This is a genomic window from Peptoniphilus sp., assembly GCF_050943655.1.
Lineage (GTDB): Bacteria > Bacillota > Clostridia > Tissierellales > Peptoniphilaceae > Peptoniphilus_A.
This window is the reverse complement of sequence record NZ_JBMNPQ010000016.1, coordinates 1-25,002: the sequence shown is the minus strand read 5'-3', so window position 1 is coordinate 25,002 and position 25,002 is coordinate 1. Positions and strand designations below refer to the sequence as shown.

General features: G+C 33.7%; 41 protein-coding genes. All 41 read left to right on the top strand.

Going from position 1 to position 25,002, the window contains the following annotated elements; genetic code table 11:
- The first annotated feature begins 376 nt into the window (after positions 1-376).
- Positions 377-694: a 30S ribosomal protein S10 gene (gene rpsJ, locus ACOX6R_RS03075; RefSeq protein WP_433447117.1), complete on the top strand. Its 318-nt coding sequence runs from the start codon at positions 377-379 to the stop codon at positions 692-694.
- Between the two features lie 56 nt (positions 695-750).
- Entirely contained in the window at positions 751-1,383 is a 633-nt protein-coding gene (gene rplC, locus ACOX6R_RS03070) for a 50S ribosomal protein L3 (RefSeq protein WP_433447115.1), read from the top strand.
- 17 nt (positions 1,384-1,400) lie between these two features.
- Entirely contained in the window at positions 1,401-2,024 is a 624-nt protein-coding gene (gene rplD, locus ACOX6R_RS03065; protein WP_433447113.1) for a 50S ribosomal protein L4, read from the top strand.
- A complete protein-coding gene (gene rplW / locus ACOX6R_RS03060; RefSeq protein ID WP_433447111.1) occupies positions 2,024-2,311 on the top strand; it encodes a 50S ribosomal protein L23 in 288 nt (95 codons plus the stop codon). The genes rplD and rplW overlap by 1 nt, the downstream gene beginning before the upstream one ends.
- An 18-nt stretch (positions 2,312-2,329) precedes the next feature.
- Positions 2,330-3,163, top strand: a complete 834-nt coding sequence (rplB, locus tag ACOX6R_RS03055; RefSeq protein ID WP_433447109.1) for a 50S ribosomal protein L2 — start codon at positions 2,330-2,332, stop codon at positions 3,161-3,163.
- A gap of 12 nt (positions 3,164-3,175) precedes the next feature.
- On the top strand, positions 3,176-3,460 hold the full coding sequence (gene rpsS / locus ACOX6R_RS03050; protein ID WP_433447107.1) for a 30S ribosomal protein S19: 285 nt from the start codon (positions 3,176-3,178) through the stop codon (positions 3,458-3,460).
- A 14-nt stretch (positions 3,461-3,474) separates the two neighbouring features.
- Complete coding sequence (gene rplV / locus ACOX6R_RS03045; protein WP_433447105.1) at positions 3,475-3,810, top strand: 50S ribosomal protein L22; 336 nt, start codon at positions 3,475-3,477, stop codon at positions 3,808-3,810.
- Positions 3,811-3,821: 11 nt separating this feature from the next.
- On the top strand, positions 3,822-4,556 hold the full coding sequence (rpsC, locus tag ACOX6R_RS03040; protein ID WP_433447103.1) for a 30S ribosomal protein S3: 735 nt from the start codon (positions 3,822-3,824) through the stop codon (positions 4,554-4,556).
- Positions 4,557-4,576: 20 nt separating this feature from the next.
- Positions 4,577-5,008 carry a 50S ribosomal protein L16 gene (rplP, locus tag ACOX6R_RS03035; protein ID WP_433447101.1) on the top strand — a complete coding sequence of 144 codons (432 nt, stop codon included), beginning with the start codon at positions 4,577-4,579 and terminating at the stop codon, positions 5,006-5,008.
- Positions 4,998-5,204, top strand: a complete 207-nt coding sequence (gene rpmC, locus ACOX6R_RS03030) for a 50S ribosomal protein L29 (RefSeq protein WP_433447099.1) — start codon at positions 4,998-5,000, stop codon at positions 5,202-5,204. Before rplP ends, rpmC begins: the two co-directional genes overlap by 11 nt.
- Positions 5,205-5,208: 4 nt before the next feature.
- The gene (gene rpsQ, locus ACOX6R_RS03025; protein WP_433447097.1) at positions 5,209-5,463 is read left to right on the top strand and encodes a 30S ribosomal protein S17; all 255 of its coding nucleotides are present in this window, start codon (positions 5,209-5,211) and stop codon (positions 5,461-5,463) included.
- A gap of 24 nt (positions 5,464-5,487) precedes the next feature.
- Positions 5,488-5,856, top strand: a complete 369-nt coding sequence (rplN, locus tag ACOX6R_RS03020; RefSeq protein WP_433447095.1) for a 50S ribosomal protein L14 — start codon at positions 5,488-5,490, stop codon at positions 5,854-5,856.
- A gap of 14 nt (positions 5,857-5,870) precedes the next feature.
- Positions 5,871-6,179 (top strand): 50S ribosomal protein L24, encoded by a 309-nt coding sequence (rplX, locus tag ACOX6R_RS03015; RefSeq protein ID WP_433447093.1) that lies wholly within the window; start codon positions 5,871-5,873, stop codon positions 6,177-6,179.
- A gap of 11 nt (positions 6,180-6,190) precedes the next feature.
- Positions 6,191-6,736, top strand: a complete 546-nt coding sequence (gene rplE / locus ACOX6R_RS03010; protein WP_433447091.1) for a 50S ribosomal protein L5 — start codon at positions 6,191-6,193, stop codon at positions 6,734-6,736.
- 11 nt (positions 6,737-6,747) lie between these two features.
- A complete protein-coding gene (locus tag ACOX6R_RS03005; RefSeq protein ID WP_433447089.1) occupies positions 6,748-6,933 on the top strand; it encodes a type Z 30S ribosomal protein S14 in 186 nt (61 codons plus the stop codon).
- Between the two features lie 30 nt (positions 6,934-6,963).
- On the top strand, positions 6,964-7,359 hold the full coding sequence (rpsH, locus tag ACOX6R_RS03000) for a 30S ribosomal protein S8 (RefSeq protein ID WP_433447088.1): 396 nt from the start codon (positions 6,964-6,966) through the stop codon (positions 7,357-7,359).
- A gap of 14 nt (positions 7,360-7,373) precedes the next feature.
- Positions 7,374-7,910: a 50S ribosomal protein L6 gene (rplF, locus tag ACOX6R_RS02995; RefSeq protein ID WP_433447086.1), complete on the top strand. Its 537-nt coding sequence runs from the start codon at positions 7,374-7,376 to the stop codon at positions 7,908-7,910.
- A 15-nt stretch (positions 7,911-7,925) separates the two neighbouring features.
- Positions 7,926-8,288 (top strand): 50S ribosomal protein L18, encoded by a 363-nt coding sequence (gene rplR, locus ACOX6R_RS02990; RefSeq protein WP_433447084.1) that lies wholly within the window; start codon positions 7,926-7,928, stop codon positions 8,286-8,288.
- A 13-nt stretch (positions 8,289-8,301) separates the two neighbouring features.
- Positions 8,302-8,808, top strand: coding sequence for a 30S ribosomal protein S5 (gene rpsE, locus ACOX6R_RS02985; RefSeq protein ID WP_433447082.1), 507 nt, complete (start codon positions 8,302-8,304; stop codon positions 8,806-8,808).
- Positions 8,809-8,820: 12 nt separating this feature from the next.
- Positions 8,821-8,997 (top strand): 50S ribosomal protein L30, encoded by a 177-nt coding sequence (gene rpmD, locus ACOX6R_RS02980; RefSeq protein ID WP_433447080.1) that lies wholly within the window; start codon positions 8,821-8,823, stop codon positions 8,995-8,997.
- Between the two features lie 12 nt (positions 8,998-9,009).
- Entirely contained in the window at positions 9,010-9,459 is a 450-nt protein-coding gene (gene rplO, locus ACOX6R_RS02975) for a 50S ribosomal protein L15 (RefSeq protein ID WP_433447078.1), read from the top strand.
- Positions 9,459-10,739 carry a preprotein translocase subunit SecY gene (gene secY, locus ACOX6R_RS02970; RefSeq protein WP_433447076.1) on the top strand — a complete coding sequence of 427 codons (1,281 nt, stop codon included), beginning with the start codon at positions 9,459-9,461 and terminating at the stop codon, positions 10,737-10,739. Before rplO ends, secY begins: the two co-directional genes overlap by 1 nt.
- A gap of 9 nt (positions 10,740-10,748) precedes the next feature.
- Entirely contained in the window at positions 10,749-11,390 is a 642-nt protein-coding gene (locus ACOX6R_RS02965; protein ID WP_433447074.1) for an adenylate kinase, read from the top strand.
- A gap of 4 nt (positions 11,391-11,394) precedes the next feature.
- On the top strand, positions 11,395-11,649 hold the full coding sequence (locus tag ACOX6R_RS02960) for a KOW domain-containing protein (RefSeq protein ID WP_433447072.1): 255 nt from the start codon (positions 11,395-11,397) through the stop codon (positions 11,647-11,649).
- A gap of 18 nt (positions 11,650-11,667) precedes the next feature.
- Entirely contained in the window at positions 11,668-11,886 is a 219-nt protein-coding gene (gene infA / locus ACOX6R_RS02955; RefSeq protein WP_008900989.1) for a translation initiation factor IF-1, read from the top strand.
- A 22-nt stretch (positions 11,887-11,908) separates the two neighbouring features.
- A complete protein-coding gene (rpmJ, locus tag ACOX6R_RS02950) occupies positions 11,909-12,022 on the top strand; it encodes a 50S ribosomal protein L36 (RefSeq protein WP_010244353.1) in 114 nt (37 codons plus the stop codon).
- 11 nt (positions 12,023-12,033) lie between these two features.
- Entirely contained in the window at positions 12,034-12,387 is a 354-nt protein-coding gene (gene rpsM / locus ACOX6R_RS02945) for a 30S ribosomal protein S13 (protein ID WP_433447069.1), read from the top strand.
- Between the two features lie 16 nt (positions 12,388-12,403).
- Positions 12,404-12,799, top strand: coding sequence for a 30S ribosomal protein S11 (gene rpsK, locus ACOX6R_RS02940; protein WP_433447067.1), 396 nt, complete (start codon positions 12,404-12,406; stop codon positions 12,797-12,799).
- Positions 12,800-12,828: 29 nt separating this feature from the next.
- Positions 12,829-13,776, top strand: a complete 948-nt coding sequence (locus ACOX6R_RS02935) for a DNA-directed RNA polymerase subunit alpha (protein ID WP_433447066.1) — start codon at positions 12,829-12,831, stop codon at positions 13,774-13,776.
- A gap of 11 nt (positions 13,777-13,787) precedes the next feature.
- The gene (gene rplQ, locus ACOX6R_RS02930; protein ID WP_433447064.1) at positions 13,788-14,129 is read left to right on the top strand and encodes a 50S ribosomal protein L17; all 342 of its coding nucleotides are present in this window, start codon (positions 13,788-13,790) and stop codon (positions 14,127-14,129) included.
- A gap of 751 nt (positions 14,130-14,880) precedes the next feature.
- Positions 14,881-15,204, top strand: a complete 324-nt coding sequence (locus tag ACOX6R_RS02925) for a PadR family transcriptional regulator (RefSeq protein WP_433447062.1) — start codon at positions 14,881-14,883, stop codon at positions 15,202-15,204.
- Positions 15,197-15,730 carry a DUF2812 domain-containing protein gene (locus tag ACOX6R_RS02920; RefSeq protein WP_433447060.1) on the top strand — a complete coding sequence of 178 codons (534 nt, stop codon included), beginning with the start codon at positions 15,197-15,199 and terminating at the stop codon, positions 15,728-15,730. Before ACOX6R_RS02925 ends, ACOX6R_RS02920 begins: the two co-directional genes overlap by 8 nt.
- 450 nt (positions 15,731-16,180) lie before the next feature.
- On the top strand, positions 16,181-17,101 hold the full coding sequence (locus ACOX6R_RS02915) for an SAM-dependent methyltransferase (RefSeq protein WP_433447058.1): 921 nt from the start codon (positions 16,181-16,183) through the stop codon (positions 17,099-17,101).
- Positions 17,102-17,245: 144 nt separating this feature from the next.
- Positions 17,246-17,524: an HU family DNA-binding protein gene (locus ACOX6R_RS02910; protein WP_433447056.1), complete on the top strand. Its 279-nt coding sequence runs from the start codon at positions 17,246-17,248 to the stop codon at positions 17,522-17,524.
- A 107-nt stretch (positions 17,525-17,631) separates the two neighbouring features.
- Complete coding sequence (locus ACOX6R_RS02905; protein ID WP_433447054.1) at positions 17,632-17,871, top strand: RNA-binding S4 domain-containing protein; 240 nt, start codon at positions 17,632-17,634, stop codon at positions 17,869-17,871.
- Positions 17,872-17,894: 23 nt separating this feature from the next.
- A complete protein-coding gene (locus ACOX6R_RS02900; RefSeq protein ID WP_433447052.1) occupies positions 17,895-18,224 on the top strand; it encodes an FtsB family cell division protein in 330 nt (109 codons plus the stop codon).
- Positions 18,225-18,238: 14 nt separating this feature from the next.
- Positions 18,239-18,622, top strand: a complete 384-nt coding sequence (locus ACOX6R_RS02895) for a S1 RNA-binding domain-containing protein (RefSeq protein ID WP_433447050.1) — start codon at positions 18,239-18,241, stop codon at positions 18,620-18,622.
- Between the two features lie 54 nt (positions 18,623-18,676).
- Entirely contained in the window at positions 18,677-20,005 is a 1,329-nt protein-coding gene (gene tilS, locus ACOX6R_RS02890; protein ID WP_433447048.1) for a tRNA lysidine(34) synthetase TilS, read from the top strand.
- Positions 20,002-20,532 (top strand): hypoxanthine phosphoribosyltransferase, encoded by a 531-nt coding sequence (gene hpt, locus ACOX6R_RS02885; protein ID WP_433447046.1) that lies wholly within the window; start codon positions 20,002-20,004, stop codon positions 20,530-20,532. The genes tilS and hpt overlap by 4 nt, the downstream gene beginning before the upstream one ends.
- A gap of 21 nt (positions 20,533-20,553) precedes the next feature.
- A complete protein-coding gene (gene ftsH / locus ACOX6R_RS02880; protein WP_433447044.1) occupies positions 20,554-22,542 on the top strand; it encodes an ATP-dependent zinc metalloprotease FtsH in 1,989 nt (662 codons plus the stop codon).
- 195 nt (positions 22,543-22,737) lie between these two features.
- On the top strand, positions 22,738-25,002 hold a 2,265-nt coding region (locus tag ACOX6R_RS02875), incomplete at its 3' end, for a hypothetical protein (protein WP_433447042.1).

Genomic DNA, 25,002 nt, shown 5'->3' with positions numbered 1-25,002 from the left:
TTTTAAAATAATCCTTGAAATTATTTTTTAAATCTATATACTTAAATAGTCGCGTTATTTAGTACATTCTAGAATTTTTATTTTCAGAGAGCCAATTGTAAATTTTTTTATTTTTTTGAAGAAAAAACTTCAAATATCCTTTACAAATGGCGAAATATACTATATAATGTTTAGGCGTTTAAAAAAGAATGTTGCGATGAAGTCATAAGTTGCTTGCAATTTTAAGGAAAAAAGGACTTGCAAGGTAATTATGACGGAGAAGTCCAAGCATGACTTGGGCGCTGGGTTATTTTTTCAAAGGTGCATCTTAAAACACTAGGGTGCGTGTATCAATAACCCCTTTCGCAAGTAAGGCTTTAGCGAATAGGAGGTAAACATGTCTAACAAAGGCAAACAAAAAATTAGAATTAAACTTAAAGCTTATGATCACGAATTACTTGATACTTCAGCAGCAAGAATTGTAGAGGCTGCAAAGAAGTCTGGAGCAGAAGTTTCTGGACCAATTCCTCTACCAACTCAAAAAGAAGTTATTACAATTTTAAGAGCTGTACACAAGTACAAGGATTCTAGAGAACAATTTGAGCAAAGAACTCACAAGCGTTTAATTGACATCTTAAATCCATCACAAAAAACTGTTGATGCGTTGATGAAATTAAATTTACCTGCTGGTGTAGATATAGAAATTAAACTTTAAAACTTTGCTTTATATGACTTATTTTTAAGTCCGCTATAATTATTAGGAGGTGCAACGTGAAATATTTAGTAGGTAAGAAAATTGGGATGACCCAAATTTTTGATGAAGAAGGTACTGTTACTCCTGTCTCAGTTATTGAAGTAGAACCAAACGTTGTTGTGCAAAAGAAAACTATTGAAACAGACGGATATAACGCTGTTCAAGTTGCAACAGGTGTGGTTAAAGCTAAAAAGCTAAATAAACCTGAAAAAGGACATTTTGATAAATCAGGTGTTGAGTACAGAAGACATGTATCAGAGTTTAGAACTGATGATGTTGATTCTTTTAACATCGGAGATGAAATCAAAGTTGATATTTTTGAAGTAGCTGAACATGTTGATGTTACAGGAACTTCAAAGGGTAAAGGAACTCAAGGTGTTATCAAACGTCACAACTTTGGACGTGGTAGAGAAACACACGGTTCTAAATTCCACAGAATGCCAGGTGGTATGGGAGCTGCTTCTTATCCAGGAAGAGTTTGGAAAAACCACAGAATGGCTGGAAAAATGGGAAATGAAAAAGTAACTGTTCAAAATCTTGAAATAGTTAGAATAGATACAGACAAAAACTTAATTTTAGTTAAAGGTGCTATTCCAGGAAACAAAAAAGGCACTGTTAAAATTAAGAGCTCAGTAAAAACGACTAAATAAGGTTAGGGGGTAAAGAGATGCCTAAGATTCAAATGATTGACGTTATGGGAAATCCTGTTGAAGAAGTCGAACTAAATGAAGGGATCTTTGATGTTGAAGTAAACCAACATGCCGTTTATTTAGTTGTTAAGAATATACTTGCAAACAAAAGACAAGGAACTCACTCTGCAAAAACTCGTGCTGAAGTTCGTGGAGGAGGAAGAAAACCTTGGAGACAAAAAGGTACAGGACGTGCAAGACAAGGTTCTATTAGATCACCTCAATGGAGAGGCGGTGGAGTAGTTTTTGCTAAGAAACCAAGAGACTATTCTTACACAACTCCAAAGAAGGTTAGAAGAATTGCTTTACAATCTGTTTTGACTTCTAAAGTACAAAACGATGAAATGATTCTTGTTGATAAATATGTTTTAGAAGAACCTAAGACAAAAGAATTTGCAAAAATCTTAAAAAATATTAAAGCTGATTCTAAAGCACTTGTTGTTATTAACGACGAAGATACAAACATCTACAGATCTGCAAGAAACATTGATGGAGTTAAAGTTCTAAGAGCTACAGACATTAATGTATATGATCTTCTAAAATATGATAACTTAGTAATCAGTAAAGATGCACTTAATGTTGTTGAGGAGGTGTTTAACTGATGAATAAATTCGACATTATTAAAAGACCGATTGTTACTGAACAAAGTATGGACCACATGGAAGACAACAAATATACTTTCGAAGTAGACAAGAATGCAACTAAACCAGAAATTAAAGAAGCAATTGAAGAAATTTTTGGCGTTAAAGTTGAAAAGGTAAATACAATGAATGTACGTGGAAAACTTAAAAGACAAGGAGTTCATCAAGGAAGACGCCCTTCATGGAAAAAAGCTGTTGTAAAGCTTACTGATGACTCTGAACCAATAGAATTCTTTGATTCTATTTAATCGTAGGAGGTATAATAAATGGCTGTAAAAGGATTTAAACCGACAACTCCTGCTCGCAGAAAGATGACTGTTGCTACTTTTGAAGAGTTAACTAAAAAGGCTCCTGAAAAGTCACTTTTAGTTAGCAAAAAAAGTAACGCTGGAAGAAACTCTACAGGTAGAATTACTTCAAGACATAGAGGCGGCGGAGTTAAGAGAAAATATAGAATTATAGATTTAAAAAGAAATAAAGACAATATTCCTGCTAAAGTTGCAGCAATTGAATATGATCCATATAGAACTGCATACATCGCACTTTTAAATTACGCTGATGGTGAAAAAAGATATATCATTCAACCACACGGACTAAAAGTTGGAGATGTTGTTGAGTCTGGTATAGATGTTGATATTAAAGTTGGAAACACTTTAAGACTTATGGACATTCCAGTTGGTACAACTGTTCACAATATTGAAATGACTCCAGGACACGGTGGACAAATTGCAAGAGCTGCTGGTTCATCTGCACAACTTATGGCAAAAGAAGGCAAATATGCTCAACTTAGAATGCCATCTGGAGAATATAGATTAGTTAGATTAGAATGCAGAGCAACAATAGGACAAGTTGGAAATATTTCTCACGAGCTTATTACACTTGGTAAAGCAGGTAAGAAAAGATATCTTGGATTTAGACCTCACGTTAGAGGATCTGCAATGAACCCAGTTGATCACCCACACGGTGGTGGGGAAGGTAGAACTCCAATTGGTAGACCTTCACCTATGACTCCATGGGGCAAAAAAGCTCTTGGACTTAAAACTAGAAAGAAATCTAAGAAATCTGATATGTATATCGTAAGAAGAAGAAAAACTAAGTAATCGGAGGGTATAATGAGTAGATCAATTAAAAAAGGACCATTTGCTGATGAACACCTTCTAAAGAAGGTTGACGAATTAAACGAAAAGAATGAAAAAAGAGTAATAAAAACTTGGTCTCGTCGCTCAACAATTTTCCCTGAGTTTGTATCACACACTATCGCAGTTCATGATGGTAGAAAACATGTGCCAGTATATATTACTGAAGACATGGTAGGACATAAATTAGGAGAATTTGTTCCAACTAGAACATTCAGAGGACACTCTGCAAAAAGTGAAAAGACTACAAGTTTAAAATAAGAGGAGGGTATTAAATGCAAGCAAAAGCAGTAGCTAAGTATGTTAGAATTTCGCCTCTTAAGGTGAATTATATCTGCGCAGAAATTCGTGGAAAAAGCGTTGATGAAGCCCTCTCAATTTTAAAATTTACAAATAAGAGAGGAGCTTATGAGCTCTATAAAGTATTACATTCAGCAGTAGCAAACGCTGAAAACAATCTTAACTTAGACAGAGACAATCTTTATGTTAAACAAGCATATGCTAATGATGGACCAACTATGAAGAGATTCCGTCCTAAGGCTAAAGGAATGGCTTATCCAATCCTTAAAAGATCAAGTCACATTGGCGTTGTAGTAGCAGAAAGAGAGTAAGGAGGTAAAATATGGGTCAAAAAGTAAACCCACATGGACTTCGTGTTGGTGTTATAAAAGATTGGGATTCTAAATGGTACGCAGATAAAAAAGACTTCGCAGATTTTTTAATCGAAGATCACGAAATTAGAGAATATGTAAAAAAGAAACTTTACGCAGCAGGAATTGCTAAAGTAGAAATCGAAAGAGCTGCAAACAGAGTTAAAGTTTCTATTCACACTGCAAAACCAGGAATGGTAATTGGCAGAGGTGGAGCAGGAGTTGAAGAGCTTAGAGGCGAGCTTGAAAAACTTACTGGAAAATCTATCGTAATAAATGTTGAAGAAATTAAAAATCAAGATTTAAATGCTCAACTTGTTGCAGAAAACATTGCAGAATCACTTGAGAGAAGAGTAGCTTTTAGACGTGCTATGAAACAAGCAATTCAAAGAACTATGCGTCAAGGAGCTTTAGGAATTAAAACTTCAGTTTCAGGACGTGTTGGCGGAGCTGATATGGCAAGAACAGAAGGATACTCAGAAGGTACTATTCCTCTTCAAACATTAAGAGCAGATATTGATTATGGTTTTGCTGAAGCTGATACAACTTACGGTAAACTAGGTGTTAAAGTTTGGCTTTACAAAGGTGAAGTTCTTCCAGAAGTAAATGAAGACAATAGAAGAAAACCTAGAGATAACAGAAATCGTAAAAGACGCGATAACAACAGAAGAAATTCAGCAAGAAACAAAAGAGATAATAACAAGTAATTGAGAGGGGAGGAATTGTCATGTTGATGCCTAAAAGAGTAAAGTATCGTAGAGTTCATAGAGGCAGAATGAAAGGTAAAGCAATGCGTGGTAATGACCTTTCATACGGTGAATACGGCATTAAAGCACTTGAACCTGCATGGATTACTTCTAACCAAATAGAAGCAGCACGTCGTGCAATGACAAGATATATTCGTAGAGGTGGAAATATCTGGATTAAAATTTTCCCGGATAAACCTGTTACTGAAAAACCTGCTGAAACTCGTATGGGTTCAGGTAAAGGTGCACCAGAATATTGGGTAGCTGTAGTTAAACCAGGCAGAGTTTTATTTGAAATGGGTGGAGTTTCAGAAGAAAATGCAAGAGAAGCTATGAGACTTGCAGCTATGAAATTACCTATTAAAACTAAATTCGTAATGAAAGATAAGGATGGTGACTCAAATGAAGGCTAATGAAATTCGTGAAATGTCAAAAGAAGATCTAAATAAAAAAGTCGACGAACTTAAAAATGAATTATTCAATTTAAGATTCAGATTGGCAACTGGCCAACTTGATAATCCATCAAGCATAAAGAATGTTAAAAGAGATATAGCAAGAGTTAAAACTATATTAAGAGAACGTGAACTTGGAATTGGAAAGGAGGCTTAATCTCATGGAAAGAAACAATAGAAAAACTTTAACTGGCGTTGTAGTCAGCGATAAAATGGATAAAACAATTGTAGTAGCAATCGAGACATTTAAAACTCATCCAATTTATAAAAAGAGATTTAAGAAGACTACTAAATTCAAGGCACATGATGAAATGAACGAATGTGGTGTTGGTGATCGTGTAAGAATTATGGAAACAAGACCACTAAGCAAAGATAAAAGATGGAGACTTGTAGAAATTATTGAAAAAGCTCAATAATTTTCGCTTGAAAGGAGATACGCAATGATTCAACAAGAAACTAGACTTCGTGTTGCTGACAATTCAGGTGCAAGAGAACTATCTGTAATTAAGGTACTTGGTGGAACTAACAGAAGAACAGCTAACATAGGAGATATTGTAGTTTGTTCCGTAAAACATGCAACACCAGGTGGCGTTGTCAAAAAAGGTTCAGTAGTTAAAGCAGTAATTGTTAGAACAAGTAAAGGAATAAGCCGTAAGGACGGATCTTACATTAGATTTGATGATAATGCGGCTGTTGTAATAAAAGATGACAGAAGCCCGGTAGGTACTCGTATTTTTGGACCTGTAACGAGAGAGCTTAGAAGTGGTAACTTCATGAAGATTATCTCTCTAGCACCAGAAGTACTATAATTTGGAGGTGTAGAATGAAAATTAAAACAGGCGACATCGTAAAAGTTATAGCTGGTAAAGATAGAGGCAAAACTGGAAAAGTTTTAAGAACTATACCTAAGAAAAACAAGGTTATTGTAGAAAAAATTAACGTTGTAACAAAACACAATAAACCACGTGGACCTCAAAATCCTGGTGGTATTGATAAAATTGAAGCACCAATTGATGCATCAAATGTAATGTATTTTGATAAGGAATCAGGAAAAGCTTCAAGAATTGGATATAAATTTGAAGACGGCAAAAAAGTTAGATTTGTAAAATCTACTGGAAAAACAATTAAGTAGGGGGTAAAGTAATGACTTCAAGATTAGAAGAAAAATATAAAACAGAAGTTGTGGGCCACCTAATGCAACATTTCAACTATAAAAATGTTATGGAAGTACCGAGACTTGAAAAGATTACAATTAATATCGGTTTAGGAGAAGCTAAAGATAATCCAAAAGCTCTAGAGGCTGCAGTTAAAGAACTTACTACAATCACTGGTCAAAAAGCTGTAGTAACTCACGCAAGAAAATCTATTGCGAACTTTAAACTTCGTGAAGGACAAAACGTTGGTGTTAAAGTAACTCTACGTGGTAGAAAAATGTATGATTTCTTAGATAAATTAATGAACGTTGCTCTTCCAAGAGTAAGAGACTTTAGAGGAATTAAACCAACAGCATTTGATGGTAGAGGTAACTATGCTCTAGGACTTAAAGAACAACTTATATTCCCTGAAATTGAATATGATGAAGTTGATACAATAAGAGGTATGGATATTAATATAGTAACTTCTGCAAAAACTGATGAAGAAGCTAAAGTATTCCTTGAAAAAATGGGAATGCCATTTGCGAAAGCTTAAGGAGGTACAAAGTGGCTAGAAAATCAATGATTGCAAAACAAAAGAGAAAACAAAAATATTCATCTCGTGAATATACAAGATGTAAAATTTGTGGAAGACCTCATTCTGTTTTGAAGAAATATGGAATTTGTAGAATTTGTTTCAGAGAACTTGCTTATAAAGGCCAAATACCTGGCGTTAGAAAAGCTAGTTGGTAATAGACCTTAGATGAAAGGAGGCAAACTGATATGATGACAGACCCTATTGCAGATATGCTGACAAGGATCAGAAATGCAAACAATGCAAGACACACATCTGTTGACATTCCTGCTTCAAATATTAAAAAAGAAATAGGTAGAATTCTTCTTGAAGAAGGCTACATTAAAAATTTAGATATTATCGAAGATGATAAACAAGGAATGCTTAAAATTGAATTAAAATATGCTGAAGACGGACAAAGAGTAATTACTGGTCTTAAGAGAATTTCAAAACCGGGACTTAGAGTTTATGTTAAGTGCGATGATGTTCCAAAAGTACTTGGTGGACTTGGAACAGCTATTATTTCAACATCTAAGGGCATCATTACTGATAAAGAAGCTAGACAAGAAGGAGTAGGCGGAGAAGTAATCTGCTACATTTGGTAATTTGGAGGTGAAACATGTCAAGAATTGGTAAAAAACCTATCGAAATCCCAAATGGTGTAGACGTTAAAATTGACGGAAACATCGTTACTGTAAAGGGACCTAAGGGTGAATTAAGTAAGTCTTTAAATAAAGACATGAAAATGGAAATTAATGACGGAGTTCTCACAATTGAAAGACCAAATGAAACTAAAGAAATTAAAGCTATCCATGGTCTAACAAGAACTCTTATATATAATATGATTATTGGTGTAACTGAAGGTTATTCAAAACAACTTGAAATAATTGGTACTGGTTATAGAGCTGCAAAGAAAGGTAAAGTTCTTTCTTTAAATCTTGGATTTTCACATCCTCTTGACCTTGAAGACCCTGAAGGAATTGAAGTTGAAGTTCCTTCTCCAAACTCAATAATTATAAAAGGTATAGATAAACAATTAGTAGGATCTTATGCTGCTAAAATTAGAAGTTATAGAGAACCTGAACCATATAAAGGTAAGGGAGTTAAATATATTGATGAGCACGTAAGACGTAAAGTAGGAAAAACAGGTAAGTAAGAAAGGAGAATTTAAGTGTTTAAAAAGATTAATAAAAACGAAAATAGACAAAAAAGACACAAAAGAATCAGAAATCATATCTCCGGAACAGCTACTAAACCTAGACTTTCTGTATATAGATCAGCGTCTCATATTTATGCTCAAATAATAAATGATGACGAGGGACATACACTTGTAAGTGCATCAACACTTGATAAGTCATTAAACCTTGAACATACAGGTAATGTGGAAGCAGCAAAAGCTGTTGGAGAGTTAATCGCTAAAAAAGCTAAAGAAGCAGGAATAGAAGAAGTAGTATTTGATAGAAGTGGATATGTATACCACGGAAAAGTTAAAGCTCTTGCTGAAGCTGCTCGTGAAGCTGGACTAAGATTCTAAGAAGGAGGAAGTTATGGAGCGTTCATTAATTAATGCGGCAGAACTTGATCTTGAAGAGAGAGTAGTATCAATCAATAGAGTTGCTAAAACTGTTAAGGGTGGTAGAAATGTTAGATTCACAGCTCTTGTAGTAGTTGGCGACAAAAACGGTCACGTTGGAGTTGGTACTGGTAAAGCTCTTGAAGTTCCTGAAGCTATAAGAAAAGCTACACAAGATGCTAGAAAACATCTTATTAAAGTAAATCTAAAAAATACTTCAATTCCTCATCAAGTAACTGGAGTTTTTGGTGCAGGAAAAGTCTTCTTAAAGCCAGCTAAAGAAGGTACAGGAGTTATTGCTGGTGGAGCTGTGCGTGCGGTTTGTGAACTTGCTGGTATCACAGATATTCGTACTAAAAACCTTGGTACTAATAACCCTAGAAATACAGTAAATGCGACAATTGATGGTTTAAAACAACTTGTTACAGCAGAATCAGTAGCAAAGCTTAGAAACAAATCTGTCGATGAAATTTTAGGATAAGGGGGAACTTTTATGAGTACTTTAAAAATAAAACTAATAAAGAGCCCTATTGGCAAAATACCAAAACACAGAAAAACAATTAAAGCTCTTGGACTAAGAAAAATTGGCCAAGTTGTAGAAAAGAACGACACACCTCAAATTAGAGGTATGATAAAAGCTGTAGATTACATGCTTGAAGTAGAAGAATAAGGAGGTGTACCAATGAAACTACATGACTTAAGACCAAATGAAGGTGGCGAAGTTAAAGCCAGAAAAAGAGTAGGTCGTGGGATAGGTTCCGGTACTGGTAAAACTTCTGGAAAAGGTCACAAAGGACAAAATGCTAGAAGTGGCGGTGGAGTTAGACCAGGATTCGAAGGTGGACAAATGCCACTATTTAGACGTCTTCCTAAGAGAGGTTTCACTAATGTTTTCGCGAAACAATATGCAGTAATAAATGTTTCCGATTTAAACGATTTTGAAGAAGGAACTGTTGTAACACCTGAATTCTTAATTGAAAATAACTATGTGAAAAAATCAACTGCAATTGATGGAGTTAGAATCCTTGGAGATGGCGAACTAAATGTAGCATTGACTGTTAAAGCTCAGCATTTCTCAAAATCTGCAAAAGAAAAAATTGAGGCTTGCGGAGGAAAGGCCGAGGTGATCTAATGTTAGATACCTTTGCGAAGGCGTGGAAGGTTGACTCACTTCGTAAAAAGATGTTATTTACTCTTTTTATGTTGTTGATTTATAGATTAGGTTCACATATAGCAGTTCCATATATGAACTCTCAAGTTATTTCACAACTAATCAGTGGAACTGACGGATCTATTTTTTCATTCCTAGATCTTATGGCAGGTGGTAACTTTAGAAGATTTACAATTTTTGCAGCTAATATATATCCATATATTACAGCATCAATTGTAATACAACTTTTAACTATAGCCATCCCATCTTTAGAAGCATTAGCTAAAGAAGGAGAAACTGGCAGAAAGACAATTGCAAAATACACTAGATATTTAGCAATTGTAATTGCACTTATTCAAGCAATTGGATATACTTTTGGATTTTTCCAAAAAGCAATTAATGCAACAAGTCCTGTAGAATATGCAACAATTATTTTATCAATAGTTGCTGGTACAGTTATTCTTATTTGGATAGGTGAACAAATAACTGAACACGGAATCGGAAATGGTATATCAATTCTTATTTTTGCAGGAATTGTTTCAAGATTCCCAATTGATGTTATTCAATCAATTAAACTTGTTCAAATTGGACAAGCAAGCCCAATATTCTTAGTACTATTCATTATAATTGCAATTGCAATAGTACTATTTGTAGTAACACTTACTGAAGGGGAGAGAAGAATCCCTGTTCAATACGCTAAGAGAGTTGTTGGAAGAAAGATGTATGGCGGACAAGCTACACATATTCCAATTAAAGTATTAATGACTGGTGTAATGCCAATCATCTTTGCAAACTCTTTAACAGCAATACCTGCTACAATCGCAATATTTACTAAAGAATCTACAAGAAACTGGATCACTAAATGGTTGACACCAAGTGGGGGACCTGGAGTTGTAATTTATATAATTAGTTCGATAATTTTAATTGTATTCTTTACATTCTTCTATACAACAATTCAATTTAACACAGTTGAATATTCAAAGAACCTACAACAAAATGGTGGATTCATTCCTGGTATCAGACCTGGAAAACCAACAAGTGATTATCTTGGAAGAACATTAAATAGATTAGTTATGCCAGGTGCGATTGCACTTTCAATACTTGCAGTTCTTCCTACAATATTGACTAAAGCATCTGGACTTCAATTTAATTATGGTGGAACGTCCATTATCATTGTAGTTGGAGTTGTACTTGAAATTCATAGAGCATTAGAACAACAATTATTGATGAGAAATTATAAAGGTTTCTTAAAGAGAAAATAGGAGGCATTTATGAAATTAGTTATATTAGGACCTCCAGGGGCTGGAAAGGGCACTCAAGCTGATTATATTATCAAAAAATATAATATTCCTCACATATCTACTGGAGATATCTTTAGAGAAAATATAAAGAACAATACTGAACTAGGCGTAAAAGCTAAATCTTATATGGACAAGGGACTTCTAGTGCCAGACGAACTTGTTATCGACTTAGTTGAAGATAGAATTAAAAAACCAGATGCAAAAGACGGATTTTTGCTTGATGGTTTCCCAAGAACAGTTGCACAAGCAGTAAGCTTAGATGCAATCTTAGACGCGGATGGAGATAAACTTACTAAAGTAATCAATATCAATGTTGATCCTGAGATTCTAATTGAAAGAGCTTGCGGAAGACGTGTGTGCAAAACTTGTGGAGCAACTTATCACGTTAAGTTCAACCCACCAAAAGTTGAAGGTATCTGCGACAATGATGGAAAAGAGCTTATCCAAAGAGACGATGATAACGAAGAGACTGTAAAGAAAAGGATAGAAGTTTATTTTGACCAAACTGCACCGCTAATTGACTATTATAATGCCCAAGGTCTTTTGATTGATGTTAACGGCGCTCAAGATATTGACAAAGTATTTGATGATATAGTAACTGGTCTTAAATAATTTTATGGATACAACAATAAACCTTAAAGTAGGACAAATTGTAAGATCCAAAAAAGGAAGGGATGTTGGTAGGGTATTTGTCATAACTGAAGTTATTGACAAGGACTACCTTCATCTAGTAGATGGTAAGCTTAGGAAGCTAGACAGACCGAAAAAGAAAAAGGTAAAACATGTTTCTGTATATAATGATATTATTGATCTTGATGTTAAAGATTTAAATGATTCTTATATCAGAAAGCAACTTCTACCTTATAGCTAAAGGAGGATCCTTAAAAATATGGCTAAAGAAGATGTAATTGAAGTTGAAGGCGTAGTAGTAGAAGCTCTGCCTAATACGAATTTCAAAGTAGAACTTGAAAATGGACATATTATACTCGCTCATATTTCAGGAAAATTGAGAATGAATTATATTAGAATTCTTCCTGGTGATAAGGTGACAGTTGAGCTTTCACCTTATGATCTTACAAGAGGAAGGATTACTTGGAGAAAGAAATAATCCTAGATTAGGAGGAAATAAAATGAAAGTAAGACCATCTGTTAAAAAGATGTGCGAAAAATGCAAAATAATTAAAAGAAACGGAAAAGTAATGGTTATCTGTGAAAATCCGAAACATAAACAAAGACAGGGATAAGGGAGGTTATTATGGCTAGAATTGCTGGTGTAGACTTACCTAGAGAAAAAAGAGTTGAAATTGGCTTGACTTATATTTATGGTATTGGTAAACCACGTGCACAAGAAATTTTAACTAATGCTGATGTTGATTTTAACACTAGAGTTAAAGACTTAACAGAAGCTGAACTTGCTAGAATTAGAGACGAAATAGACAAATATCACGTAGAAGGGGATTTACGTCGTGACGTTGCAATGAGCATCAAGAGACTTCGTGAAATCAACTGCTACCGTGGCAGAAGACATAAAGCTGGTCTTCCTGTTAGAGGACAAAAAACTAAGACTAATGCAAGGACAAGAAAAGGTCCAAAGAAACTTATCAAATAGTAAAGGAGGACTATAATTGGCTACAAATAAAAAAGCTACACGTTCTAGAAGACGTGTTCGTAAAAATATTGAAAAAGGACAAGCTCATATAGCTTCAACATTTAACAATACTATGGTTACTCTTACTGATGTTAATGGTAATGTTATTTCTTGGGCTAGTGCGGGACAATTAGGATTTAGAGGATCAAGAAAATCCACTCCTTTTGCTGCACAAGAAGCAGCACAAGAAGCTGCAGAAAAAGCAAAAGAACATGGATTAAAAAGCGTTGACGTTTTTGTTAAAGGCCCAGGTTCAGGAAGAGAAGCAGCTATAAGATCTCTTCAAGCATCAGGTCTTGAAGTAACAACAATTAAAGACGTTACTCCAATTCCTCACAATGGATGTAGACCGCCAAAACGTAGAAGAGTATAATTAACTATTTGCCGAGAAGGAGGGTACTCGTGATAGAAATTGAAAAACCTAGAATTAGTATTGAAGAATTAGATGAATCCGGTAAATATGGTAAATTTATAGTTGAACCACTAGAACCGGGATTCGGTATCACTATTGGAAATTCCTTAAGAAGAGTGTTACTTTCCTCTCTACCAGGTACAGCTGTATCATTTATCAATATACGTGGAGTTGAACACGAGTTTGATACTATTCCTGGAGTATTGGAAGATGTACCTGAAATAGTTTTAAATATTAAATCTATAGTTTTAAAAAAGACAGATGATGAACCTGTTAAACTCATAATTGAGAAAAAAGGCAGTGGCGAGATAAAAGCTTCCGATATAGAACTTGTGCCTAATGTTGAAATAATAAACCCTGACCAACACATTGCAACTCTTAACGAGGACGCAGATGTATATATTGAAATGTCAATAGAAAAGGGAAGAGGATATGAACCTTCTGAACTTAAAAAAGATGAAGTTACAGAAATTGGAATCATTCCAATGGACTCTAACTTCACTCCTGTAGAAAAAGTAAATTGGAAGGTTGAAAATACTAGGGTAGGACAAAGAACTGACTATGACAGACTTATCCTAGAAGTTACAACAAATGGTTCAATGAAAGCAGATGAAGCAACTTCTTTAGCTGCTAAGGTTTTAACAGAACATCTAGAACTCTTCATAGGACTTACAGATCATGTAAGCGACATCAACCTAATGGTTGAAAAAGAAGAGGATGAAAAAGAAAAAGTTCTTGAAATGACTGTTGAAGAATTAGATCTTTCAGTAAGATCATTTAACTGTCTAAAAAGAGCTGGCATAAATACTGTTGAAGAACTAATCCAAAAGACAGAAAGTGAAATGATGAAAGTACGTAACTTAGGAAGCAAATCGCTACAAGAAGTTACAGAAAAACTTGATGAACTTGGACTTAGTTTAAAACCTGACGAAGAATAAAGGAGGGCACTATGGCAAAAGAAAGAACGCTTGGACGTAAAACAAGTCATAGAGATAAGATGCTAAGAAATCTTGTAACTGATCTTCTAAACTATGGTAGAATCGAAACTACTCATACAAGAGCGAAAGAAACTCAAAAAATTGCTGAGCGTATGATTACACTTGGCAAACGTGGAGATCTTCACGCTAGAAGACAAGCACTATCATATCTATATTCAGAAGATGTTGTTACAAAAGTATTTGGCGAATTAGCTGAAAAATACGCTGACAGAAACGGTGGATATACTAGAGTAGTAAAAGTAGGTCCAAGACGTGGAGACGGCGCAGAAGTTTCAATAATAGAATTAGTATAAGGAAATCCATAAGGGGTTTCCTTTTTTTATATTATGATTCATCATTAGATGAAAATTTTAAAATTTAAAAATTATAAAGTTGCAGAGAGGTCCAATGGATCTCTTTTTTATTATGCGCGTATGTCTTTACTCATGCTAGAATTTACTTAAATAAAGTCATACAGCTACTACTATAAAAAAATTATAATTTTTATGAAGAATAATAAATTACATGAACGAAGAAATAGAATTACTTTGGAACGTACAGAGAAGAAAGATTAAATGGTAGATTATATTACAACATGGGGAGGAAAAATTATATGATAGGTGATCTCAAAAGCTGAGATCAAAAGATTATATGATAACTGACATCACGACATTAGGTGAAAAAATATATGGTAGATGATATAAACATGATGAGAAAAGATTAAATGGTAGGTGACATTACAGAATACGTAGAAAAATATTATTTGTAGATGACATGACAATATGCGTAGAAAAAATTGTTTGATACATGGCATTAAAACATTTGAAGAAAAGAATTATATGGTAGATTACATTAAAAAAATAGGAGAGTATTTAGAGTAAGAACTAGCAAAGTGCAATTAATAAATTTTTAAATCAAAGCGAATCTTTAATGTTTCAGACGATGGTTAGCAAAGAAAATGTAAATCCTTCGTAAAATTTTAAAGAGTAGATTAAATCGCATTGACTTATATATCGAGGCTCGATATAATTTATGTATCGAAGTTCGATACATATGGGAGGCATTATGAATCCAAAACTTAAAAGAATTTATGCTCCAATGTCTGAAACAGCTTTTTATATTTTATTCTGTCTGCAAAAACCAAATCATGGCTACGGAATAAATCTCGAGGTAAAGACCATGACAGGGGACGAGGTAACTATTAGTCCTGGGACAATGTATGGCACGCTTTCAAAAATGGAGAAAGACGGACTTATAAAGTTTGTTGAGGAAGAAGATAAACGAAAGATTTATGAAATAACAGATCTTGGAAAAGAAATTTTAGATAACGAGTTGGCAAGAATAAAGAGACTATATGAAAATAGTATTGGAGGCGTGGTAAATGGCTGAGAAGACTGAATACAAAATATTCACAATAGCAGATTTTGAAGAAGAAGAGAAATGGCTTGAGAGTGAACACAAAAAAGGATGGGAACTTGAAAAAATAACAGCTGGTTTTATCTATAAATTTAAAAAAGTCGCGCCCAATAATATTGTCTATCGCTTAGACTTTGGCGAAAATAAAGCATCCGATGACTATTTTCAGCTTTATAGAGATTATGGTTGGGAGCACTTCTATTCATTCATGGGATGGCATTATTTTAGAAAAGAAGTTCAGGAAGATGCAGACAAAAATGAAGTTGAAATCTTTTCGGATAAAGAGTCGAAGATAGACATGATTGATAAAATATATATTACAAGAATGATGCCAATATTTATAATTTTTTGTTTGGCGATCATCCCGAACTTATTTGATTTTAACGGTGAGTTTAATGCATCAAAAGTATTTTATTTACTTGCATTTATTCTCTATCTATACATTATTGTGCACTGCGGGGCAAAACTTACAAAGTTAAAAAAAGAATTGGAGAAGTAATACTTAACTAAATAATATTAATTTAAAAAGCCAGCATCTTTATTGATGTTGGCTTTTTAATTATCTATTTGATATGTATTTTATAAGAGCGATGATGGCAACTGCAATTAGGCCGTATTTTAAAACCATCATGAGTATTCCGAATATACTTAGAGTTAAAGCTGTTTTCATATAATCATCTCCGAATTAATTTTTCTTAATATATTTAACGAGTGCTATAATTGCAAGCACCTCTATAACTACAGCTAATACATATGGTATAAGTGCAAGTCCTGACATAAAATTAAAAGCCATCTGTTCACCTCCAAGGGTATTTATTAAATACAAAACACTTACAATTTATTATAATGATTTTACCATAATATCAAGAAAAATTATATTTTTATTTAAAGTTGTATAAATTATGGCACTTTATATATATTACTTGATATAATAAATTCAGGTGATAATATGATAAACATCGTAGGTTTAGGCGCAACTTGTGCGAGAGATTTAACTCTTGAGGCAGTACGCGTTATTAATAATGGCAATAGAAATTTTTTAAGGACAGATAGACACGAGGCTGTAAAATATTTTATTGAAAATAATATTGAATTTATTTCTTTTGATTATTTGTACGACAATGAGGATTCTTTTGAAAAAGTATATGAGAGCATAGTGGATAATCTTTCTAATTATGCGAAAAATGAAGATATTAATTATTTTGTCCCGGGCACACCACTTGTAGCTGAGAAGACAGTCAATATGTTAATTGATAGGGGACTTGATATAAATATTATAAATGGAATTTCTTTTATCGAGCCAGTGCTTGCATCTGTTGGCCGCGACGCCGTTAATGGTCTTATATTTTTAGACTCAGATGCGTCAAAGAATGATTTTGTGACAGATAAGGATATACTCATAACACAAGTTTATAACGAAAGGATTGCATCTGATCTTTCAATTAAATTACAAGAAGTATATGATCCAATGGATGAGGCTTTTGTAATTACTGATGCAGGTCTTTCGACAGAAGAGGTTAACAAGGTAAAAATTTTTGAAATATCAAGGTTAAAATGTTATAATCATCAGAGTTGTGTATATATTCCAAAGTCAAATGTAAAGGGAATAAACAATGTTTTTGACAAAATCGAAAGTGATATCGAAGATAAAAATTTATTTACCGATGATTCTTTATATGAAAAGTTTAGAACTAGCATAATTAATTCTGCAAAGAATATTAGCGAAGATTCGGAAGATGAGATAGAAGATATTTTTATAAAGTCTCTATATTTGCTCAAATTAAAGGAGTCTGAGGGATATATTAATTTTGGCAAATGCATTGATGAAATTTACAAAAAATTGGATAAAATAGAGGTTTTTTTGAAATAAATGTAGAAAATAATCACAACATGAGTTATAATTGTAACAGTCTTGTTCTTTACCACACCTTTAAGGTGTAACCGATTGGTAAGAGTCCCAAATTAATTTACGGTAAAGACTATATAAAATAAAAATCTTCAAGGAGGATATATAATGAACAAATCAGAATTAGTAGCAAGCATTGCTGAAAAATCAAATTTAACAAAAAAAGACGCTGAAGCAGCTCTTAACGCATTCATTAGCTCAGTTCAAGAAGCGCTAGCAGCAGACGAAAAGGTACAACTAGTTGGTTTTGGTACTTTCGAAGTTAGACAAAGAAAAGCAAGAGAAGGTAGAAACCCTAGAAACCCACAAGAAGTTATCAAAATCCCTGCATCTAAAGCTCCAGTTTTCAGATCAGGAAAAGCTCTTAAAGAAGCAGTTAATAAGTAATTTAACGAGGAAGGCCGAGGGCCTTCTTTTTTTAATTATTTTGAAACTAAAGGGCTTTTATATTGAAATATTAGGCTTTTTCTGATATATTCTTATTGGAGAGTTTTATGAGAATAGATAAATTTTTAAAAAATTCAAGACTTATTAAAAGAAGAACTGTTGCAAAAGAGGCCTGCGAAAAGGGCCTTGTCAAAATTAATGACAAAATTGCAAAGCCAGGTGACGAAGTAAATGTCTGTGACATTATTTCTCTGACTTTAGGTTCAAATGAAATAAAGGTAAGGGTTAAAGACACATCTGACGTAAATAGCAAGGCACTGGCTGATACTCTTTACGAAAGGATTTAACATCAACTATGGAGGTTTTTTGAATGAATCGAAAAGCGAGGAGATTTCCAGTAGTTTTGGCCTGCATAATTTTAATCTCAGTAGCTTATGGAGCTATTTCAATAGGTAAGTCAATTTCTATAAGAAATCAAAAGATGGAGATAATTAAGAGAAACGAACAAATAATTTCTGAACTTGATAAAGACATCAAAAATTACAATTCGGAAATTGAAAATGCATCAACATCAGACTATATTGAAAAAGTTGCTCGCGAAGATTTAGGCATGGTAAAACCTCGTGAGATAATTTATGTTGACAAAAGTATGGAAAAAGATAAGAAAGATTCTGATAAAATCTCACAACAAGATTTTTAGGGGGATTATTTTAAATGGAAATGTCGCAAGGCGATATTGTTGAAGGTAAGGTAACAAAACTCACTAAATTTGGAGCTTTTGTTGATTTGGGAGAAGGCAAAAGTGGTTTGGTACATATTTCTGAGGTTGCCGACACATTTGTAAAAGATATTAACGAATACCTATCAGAAGGTGATGAGGTAAGCGTTAAGGTTCTAAAGATTGATGAAAATGGGAAAATAGCTCTTTCAATTAAAGATGCAGTAGAAAAAGTTGAAGAGCCTCAAAATGATGATGCAAATTTTGATCAAAGATTTGAGGACATGATGAGCAAATTCCTAAAAGAATCTAATACAAAGCTAGATGAAGCTAGGGCAAGACTTAACCAAAAGACAAATAGAAAAAAATCAAGAAATTAATTAGAGCGTCAGACTGTCAAGTGGCAGCTCTGACGTTTTTATTTTGGGATATCAATGGATAATTTATTTTTAGAAAGCATAAAGAAATCAAATTTAATAGATGACGGACAAAAGATTACATTAGCTGTTTCAGGTGGAGCTGACTCTATGTATCTTTTTTATAACTTTATGGATTTAAAAGAGATAATGAATCTAGATATATTAGTGTGTCACCTAAACCACGGTGTGCGTGAAACTGCGAAAAGAGACGAGGACTTTGTAAAAAATAAGTGCAAAGATTATGGCATAAAGTGCGTCACGAAAAAAGTAAACATGAATGAATATGCCAAAGCTCACAAAATGTCATCAGAAGAAGCTGGGCGCCTATTGAGATATGAGTTTTTTAGAGAAAATTCAAAGGATAGATTAATAATAACGGCACACAACGCAAATGACAGAGCAGAAACCATCTTGCAGCGAATAATTCGCGGCACTGGTATAAATGGTCTAGTTAGCATTAAAGAGAAGAGAGACGGCATTTATAGGCCAATGATAGATATATCTCGAGATGACATCGAAAAATATCTTAAAGAAAATAATTTGGACTATGTCGACGATGAGACTAATTTTAAAGAAATATACACTAGAAATAAGATCAGGCTCTCTTTAATACCAGAGCTTAAAAATTACAATCCAAATATTATTTCATCACTTCTAAGGCTATCTGATAATGCAGAAGATGCCATGGAATTTATAGAATTTGAAACTTCAAAGCATTTTGACGAAGCAACTTATGGCAATGAGTTATCAATTGCAAAGCTTAAAGAAGTACATGAGTATATTGGAAAAGAAATTATTCGAAAGTTTTTGGAAAATAATTCTAATGATAAAGAAATAATCACAAGGAAAAATATTTTAAACACATATAATCTTATGGACTCTATGAGCGGAAAGAAGATTGACCTTGGAGGCAACATAATTGCCAGAAAAACTTTTGATAAAATTGTAATTGAAGAAAAAGATTTGGATAAAAATAAATATCAAGTTTATCCTCTTAAAGAGGGATTAAATAAAACTCCCTATGGAGATTTTTATGTGACAATTAATGGTGAAAAACGCGAGCCTAGCATGTTTAATATAATGCTCGACTGTGGTAAAATAAAGAGTAGTCTATCTGTGCGATATAGAAAAAACGGAGATAGATTTGTGCCACTTGGCATGAAGGGCTCTAAGAAATTAAAAGATTATTTTATAGATAGAAAAGTCGATTCAAAAAAGAGAGACAGCATCCCAATTGTATGTGACGAGGAAAAAATTCTTTGGGTTGTTGGAATGGATATCTCTGATGAGGCAAAGATTGACCAGGAAACTAAAAATATATTACATTTGGAGGTTAGGAAATGAAGGATATTTTAACTGTGCTCTATACTGAAGAAGAGCTTGCAGCTAAAGTTGAAGAACTTGGCAAACAAATTACTGAGGATTATAAAGATAAAGACCTTCTCCTTTTGGGTATACTAAAGGGAGCAGTTCCATTTATGGCAGATATTATGCGTAAAATAGATTTGGAATTAAAATATGACTTTATGGATGTTTCCAGCTATCAAGGCTCAACTTCAACTGGTGAAGTTAGAATCTTAAAGGATGTTGATGAGTCTGTTGAAGGCAAGGACATTTTGATTGTTGAAGATATAATTGATACTGGAAATACTTTGGCTTATTTGGAAAAGGTCTTGCTACATAGGGGCGCAAAATCAATTGAGATTGTGACTATGCTATCAAAACCATCAAGAAGAGAGATTGAACTAGATGTTAAGTACAATGGTTTTGAGATTGAAGATAATTTTGTAGTTGGCTACGGAATGGACTACGACGAGAGATTTAGATCTCTTCCATATGTGGCTATTCTAGATGAGTCAGTTTATAAATAAAAATAGTTAGGAGAGATAATTTTGAAGAGAAAAGCTGGAGGAGTTGGCTTTTATATATTACTAATTCTGCTTCTCGTTTCTACAATTAGATATTTTAGCCCGCCGACAAATGCAGTAGAAGAAAAATCTTTTACAGAACTTGTCCAAGAAATTGATAAAGATAACATAGTGAAGATTCACTTCCAAAACGGAAGGGATTCAATAGCTGAGGTTAAGCTTAAAGATGGATCAACTTTTAATACAGTTATTCCTCAAGAGGCGGCTGATACTTTTTATAACGATTATCTAAAAGATAAAAGTGACAAGGGAGAAATAAACATCACAACAACTGCCACAAAGGAGACTCCACTTCTACTTGAGTGGCTTCCATCAATAGTTATGATTGGAATTGTCGTGTTCTTCTGGTATAGAATCATGCAAGCTCAAGGTGGAGCTGGAGGAAAGATGAATAACTTCGGCAAGAGCAAGGCAAAAATGATTAACAAAGAAGATGCCAAAAATCTTGTCAACTTCAAAGACGTTGCAGGACTTGAGGAAGAAAAAGAAGAACTGGAAGAGATAGTTGACTTCTTAAAGAATCCAAAGAAATTTATAGACATGGGTGCAAGAATTCCAAAGGGAGTTCTTTTAGTGGGCCCTCCTGGAACTGGTAAGACATACCTTTCAAAGGCTGTTGCTGGAGAAGCTGGTGTGCCATTCTTTACAATGAGTGGTTCCGACTTTGTTGAAATGTTTGTCGGAGTTGGAGCATCAAGGGTAAGAGACCTATTTGAAACTGCAAAGAAAAATGCACCTTGTATAATCTTTATAGACGAGATTGACGCTGTTGGTAGAAGACGTGGTGCCGGCCTTGGTGGTGGACACGACGAGAGAGAACAAACTCTAAACCAACTTCTTGTTGAGATGGACGGATTTGGAACAAACGAAGGCGTAATAGTAATGGCTGCAACAAATAGGGCAGACATACTTGACCCCGCTATATTAAGACCTGGAAGATTTGACAGAACAGTATATGTTGGACGTCCTGATGTGAGAGCAAGAAAAGAAATCTTAAAAATTCACTCAAGAAAGAAAAAACTTGCACCTGATGTAGATTTGGGAGTAATTGCAAAGAGAACTCCAGGATTTACACCGGCAGATTTGGAAAACTTGATGAACGAGGCAGCTCTACTTGCTGCGCGTGAGTTTAAAGATGCAATAACTATGGAGATCATTAACGAAGCTTCCATAAAAGTTCAGGCTGGACCTGCAAAAAAATCAAAAGTTGTATCTGAAAAAGAAAGAAAACTTACAGCAGTTCACGAGTCAGGTCACGCTATAGTATCGAGACTTCTTCCAGAAGAAGATCCTGTTCACATGATTACAATTATTCCAAGGGGAATGGCTGGAGGTTTTACAGCATATCTTCCTGAAGATGAAATTTCATTTATGACTAAAAAGAAGATGGAATCATCAATTGTTTCACTACTTGGTGGAAGAGTTGCAGAGTCACTTCTATTAGATGACATATCAACTGGAGCATCAAATGATATAGAAAGGGCAACTCAAATTGCAAGAGCAATGGTTATGACTTATGGAATGAGTGAAAAGCTTGGAACAATAAACTTTGACTCATCAGACAACGAAGTCTTCATCGGTAGAGAACTTGGAAAGACTAAAAACTATTCCGAAAAAACTGCAGCAGAAATTGATGCAGAAGTTTCTAGAATAATTAACGAATCTTATGCAAAGTGCAAAAAACTTTTGAGCGAAAACATAGATAAAGTAATTTCGCTTTCAGATGCGCTTCTAGAAAAAGAGACAATTTATGCAAAAGACTTCGAAAAGATTTTTAGTGGAGAGTCTCTAGACAAAGACCCATTAGATTCAGAAGAAACAATAAAAATAACAGACTTATCTGACGAAGCTAAAGACATCATAAATAAAAAAGAAAATGAAGATGTTAAAAAAGATTTAGAAGATAAGGAAGATAAGGAAGAAAAAGAAGACTCAAATACAGACGAAGAATAATTTGTTTTTTGTAAAATTAATAAGAGTAAATGTTGCGGTATGAATTGAAATAATTTCGTTCATACCGCTTTTTGTTATAGTTAAAGATTTGTTAAAAATGTTTAATAAAAATATGACAATTATTTCTTTAAAAATTGAACTTAGAATAATGCTAAAATTATTTCTAATAATAAATAGTTTAATAGAGGAGATAATATGAAGAAAAAATACATACCACTATCGCTTTTTGTAAGCATTATATTGACAAGTTCAGTGTTTGCAAATGAAGGAGATAACTTTAATAAATTAAATATTTATGAGAACAATTTGAATAGTCTTTCAAGTACTCCGCAAGTTATGACAAAAAATAAATCCAACAAAGAGTATGAGAATGTGAGAATTCTTTATAACAGAACTCGCCCAGTAGATATAAAAATATTTTCTCAAGATAAAAATATTACAAATGAAGTTGCAGAAATTAGTGTTAATAGCAATTTACTAAGTAGAGAATATCTTCCACAGCTTTTGGGTTATGATAAGAATTATTATATTAATGGAGATGAAATCAATTTAGCTGAACTTAAAGTAAATGATGTAATTGAATTTAAGGATGCTAGAGGAGTAATTATTGTAAAAGCAAAATACACTGGAGGAGGAAATTTTGATTACATTGAAGAAGAGCATAAAGGTGAAAAGCCAAAGAATGATTTAGAAATATCTAAAGGTGATGCTATAACTTTATATGACAATTTAGAATTTAATTACAAAGAGGAGTTAATTGATAAATATATTGAAATCAAAAGCGGGAATTTAGGAGTAGTAAATCTAGTTGATTCTATTTCTGTAAATGGTATAGATTTGGAGAAAAAGGATTATAAAGTTGCAGTTAGTAAAGATAGTTTTTACATAAGCGCTTATGAAAATAGAATTTATATATCATCTTTAAAGAATGGAGATGTAATTCAATTTAAAGATACGGACTCACAAATTTTAGGAACTTTTAAGTACGATAATGGACAGCTTAAAAAGGTAGATAGCAATTCACAATTAGATAAACTTGCAATAAAAATTGAAGGATATTTTGAACCGGCCCTCGTTGGTCAAAAGAAATATGACGCAATAAGCGGTGCAACAGGGATGGTAAATGAGAACAAAAATAGTCACGTGAGAATTGTAACAAATAGGGCAGATGTAAATAGAATATCTGATTGGAAAACATTAGATGAATATTTGTCAGTGCCTGCAAATGAAATAAAAGTTTCTATCAGTCCAGAAGGATCTGGTATGGTGGGAAAAGTTGACACTTATACGTCTGAGCTAAAATTATCGGGAACTCCTAAAGCTGAAGGCGAATATAAAATAAAAATCACCATTCCTTTTGCTGGAAAAACAGTTGAGTCAAATGAATTGAAATTTAGAGTATTTAACGGTGATGTAAAATTTAAGGACAGACTTAAGGAAGCAAGCGAAAATTTTGAATTTAAAAAATTAAAGGGCAACAATAATTATTCATGGGATATTGAACCTTATGAGATTAAAAATTTTGGAGCAGCAGATGAAAGTGTGACAATACCAAAAGAATTAAAGCTAATGTGGGGTTCGCACGTAAGTGGCACTTACGCATACATTGGAAAGACAAAGGATGAAACTAATAGGCAGACTATTATTATAGATTCTGATACAGATCTAACTCTTATTAATACAATTGTAAGAAGTGGCGTAAATATAATCGTAAAAGATGGAGCAAAGTTTAATCTCTACGATTCTGTGGTGTATGGAAATATAGTTGTTCATAGTGGCGGAACTTTCCAGATGAATCACGATGCCTTTAACAATAAGCCAGTCACAGGTTCATCAATAAATGGACAGCTTATATTAGAGGATGGTGCAATTTTAAAAGACTCTTTAATATATTCAAATACAAATTTTGTAGCAGAAAAATTAAATGCGCAAGCTAATAAAAATGATGATGCTGTAGTTTTAGTTAAAGGGAATATAAAAATTGATGGCAAAGTCTTTATAAGAGGAGACGAGGAAGCAACAGGAACTAAATTAGATGGCACTCCTTATAGAGGACAGAGCGCCATGAGAGTCGAAGATGGAACTGTTACATTGTCTGAAGGATCTATTCTAGGACTATATGGTGGCGGGAAGGCATCCAATGCGGCAAACCATTTTGGTGGAAATGCACTTGAGCTTATTAATGGAAAAATTGATGGAGATGGAAGATTAATAGCAATTGGAGGATCATCTCATTCTAAAAATGGAATTGGTGGTAGAGCAATAGAGGGCACTGGCAGTATCGATGTAAAAGAAGCCTATTTAGAAGGGGGAGACAATTATTTCGGTGGAAAAGTTGGAAAATTTGCAGATGAGGGAATTGTAATCACTCCAAAAGTTAAAGGTGAAGCAAAAGATGGCACACAGAAGTCTTCAAGTGATAATCTTGTAAAAGAAAATTATTGGTCTGATGTAAAAATG

What these genes read in the sequence shown, in the direction of transcription:
- rpsJ (WP_433447117.1), top strand. Translation starts at nt 377, where the DNA reads ATGTCTAACAAAGGCAAACAAAAAATTAGAATTAAACTTAAAGCTTAT.
- rplD (WP_433447113.1), top strand. Translation starts at nt 1,401, where the DNA reads ATGCCTAAGATTCAAATGATTGACGTTATGGGAAATCCTGTTGAAGAA.
- rplW (WP_433447111.1), top strand. Translation starts at nt 2,024, where the DNA reads ATGAATAAATTCGACATTATTAAAAGACCGATTGTTACTGAACAAAGT.
- rplB (WP_433447109.1), top strand. Translation starts at nt 2,330, where the DNA reads ATGGCTGTAAAAGGATTTAAACCGACAACTCCTGCTCGCAGAAAGATG.
- rpsS (WP_433447107.1), top strand. Translation starts at nt 3,176, where the DNA reads ATGAGTAGATCAATTAAAAAAGGACCATTTGCTGATGAACACCTTCTA.
- rplV (WP_433447105.1), top strand. Translation starts at nt 3,475, where the DNA reads ATGCAAGCAAAAGCAGTAGCTAAGTATGTTAGAATTTCGCCTCTTAAG.
- rpsC (WP_433447103.1), top strand. Translation starts at nt 3,822, where the DNA reads ATGGGTCAAAAAGTAAACCCACATGGACTTCGTGTTGGTGTTATAAAA.
- rplP (WP_433447101.1), top strand. Translation starts at nt 4,577, where the DNA reads ATGTTGATGCCTAAAAGAGTAAAGTATCGTAGAGTTCATAGAGGCAGA.
- rpmC (WP_433447099.1), top strand. Translation starts at nt 4,998, where the DNA reads ATGAAGGCTAATGAAATTCGTGAAATGTCAAAAGAAGATCTAAATAAA.
- rpsQ (WP_433447097.1), top strand. Translation starts at nt 5,209, where the DNA reads ATGGAAAGAAACAATAGAAAAACTTTAACTGGCGTTGTAGTCAGCGAT.
- rplN (WP_433447095.1), top strand. Translation starts at nt 5,488, where the DNA reads ATGATTCAACAAGAAACTAGACTTCGTGTTGCTGACAATTCAGGTGCA.
- rplX (WP_433447093.1), top strand. Translation starts at nt 5,871, where the DNA reads ATGAAAATTAAAACAGGCGACATCGTAAAAGTTATAGCTGGTAAAGAT.
- rplE (WP_433447091.1), top strand. Translation starts at nt 6,191, where the DNA reads ATGACTTCAAGATTAGAAGAAAAATATAAAACAGAAGTTGTGGGCCAC.
- rpsH (WP_433447088.1), top strand. Translation starts at nt 6,964, where the DNA reads ATGATGACAGACCCTATTGCAGATATGCTGACAAGGATCAGAAATGCA.
- rplF (WP_433447086.1), top strand. Translation starts at nt 7,374, where the DNA reads ATGTCAAGAATTGGTAAAAAACCTATCGAAATCCCAAATGGTGTAGAC.
- rpsE (WP_433447082.1), top strand. Translation starts at nt 8,302, where the DNA reads ATGGAGCGTTCATTAATTAATGCGGCAGAACTTGATCTTGAAGAGAGA.
- rpmD (WP_433447080.1), top strand. Translation starts at nt 8,821, where the DNA reads ATGAGTACTTTAAAAATAAAACTAATAAAGAGCCCTATTGGCAAAATA.
- rplO (WP_433447078.1), top strand. Translation starts at nt 9,010, where the DNA reads ATGAAACTACATGACTTAAGACCAAATGAAGGTGGCGAAGTTAAAGCC.
- secY (WP_433447076.1), top strand. Translation starts at nt 9,459, where the DNA reads ATGTTAGATACCTTTGCGAAGGCGTGGAAGGTTGACTCACTTCGTAAA.
- ACOX6R_RS02965 (WP_433447074.1), top strand. Translation starts at nt 10,749, where the DNA reads ATGAAATTAGTTATATTAGGACCTCCAGGGGCTGGAAAGGGCACTCAA.
- ACOX6R_RS02960 (WP_433447072.1), top strand. Translation starts at nt 11,395, where the DNA reads ATGGATACAACAATAAACCTTAAAGTAGGACAAATTGTAAGATCCAAA.
- infA (WP_008900989.1), top strand. Translation starts at nt 11,668, where the DNA reads ATGGCTAAAGAAGATGTAATTGAAGTTGAAGGCGTAGTAGTAGAAGCT.
- rpmJ (WP_010244353.1), top strand. Translation starts at nt 11,909, where the DNA reads ATGAAAGTAAGACCATCTGTTAAAAAGATGTGCGAAAAATGCAAAATA.
- rpsM (WP_433447069.1), top strand. Translation starts at nt 12,034, where the DNA reads ATGGCTAGAATTGCTGGTGTAGACTTACCTAGAGAAAAAAGAGTTGAA.
- rplQ (WP_433447064.1), top strand. Translation starts at nt 13,788, where the DNA reads ATGGCAAAAGAAAGAACGCTTGGACGTAAAACAAGTCATAGAGATAAG.
- ACOX6R_RS02925 (WP_433447062.1), top strand. Translation starts at nt 14,881, where the DNA reads ATGAATCCAAAACTTAAAAGAATTTATGCTCCAATGTCTGAAACAGCT.
- ACOX6R_RS02920 (WP_433447060.1), top strand. Translation starts at nt 15,197, where the DNA reads ATGGCTGAGAAGACTGAATACAAAATATTCACAATAGCAGATTTTGAA.
- ACOX6R_RS02915 (WP_433447058.1), top strand. Translation starts at nt 16,181, where the DNA reads ATGATAAACATCGTAGGTTTAGGCGCAACTTGTGCGAGAGATTTAACT.
- ACOX6R_RS02910 (WP_433447056.1), top strand. Translation starts at nt 17,246, where the DNA reads ATGAACAAATCAGAATTAGTAGCAAGCATTGCTGAAAAATCAAATTTA.
- ACOX6R_RS02905 (WP_433447054.1), top strand. Translation starts at nt 17,632, where the DNA reads ATGAGAATAGATAAATTTTTAAAAAATTCAAGACTTATTAAAAGAAGA.
- ACOX6R_RS02900 (WP_433447052.1), top strand. Translation starts at nt 17,895, where the DNA reads ATGAATCGAAAAGCGAGGAGATTTCCAGTAGTTTTGGCCTGCATAATT.
- ACOX6R_RS02895 (WP_433447050.1), top strand. Translation starts at nt 18,239, where the DNA reads ATGGAAATGTCGCAAGGCGATATTGTTGAAGGTAAGGTAACAAAACTC.
- tilS (WP_433447048.1), top strand. Translation starts at nt 18,677, where the DNA reads ATGGATAATTTATTTTTAGAAAGCATAAAGAAATCAAATTTAATAGAT.
- hpt (WP_433447046.1), top strand. Translation starts at nt 20,002, where the DNA reads ATGAAGGATATTTTAACTGTGCTCTATACTGAAGAAGAGCTTGCAGCT.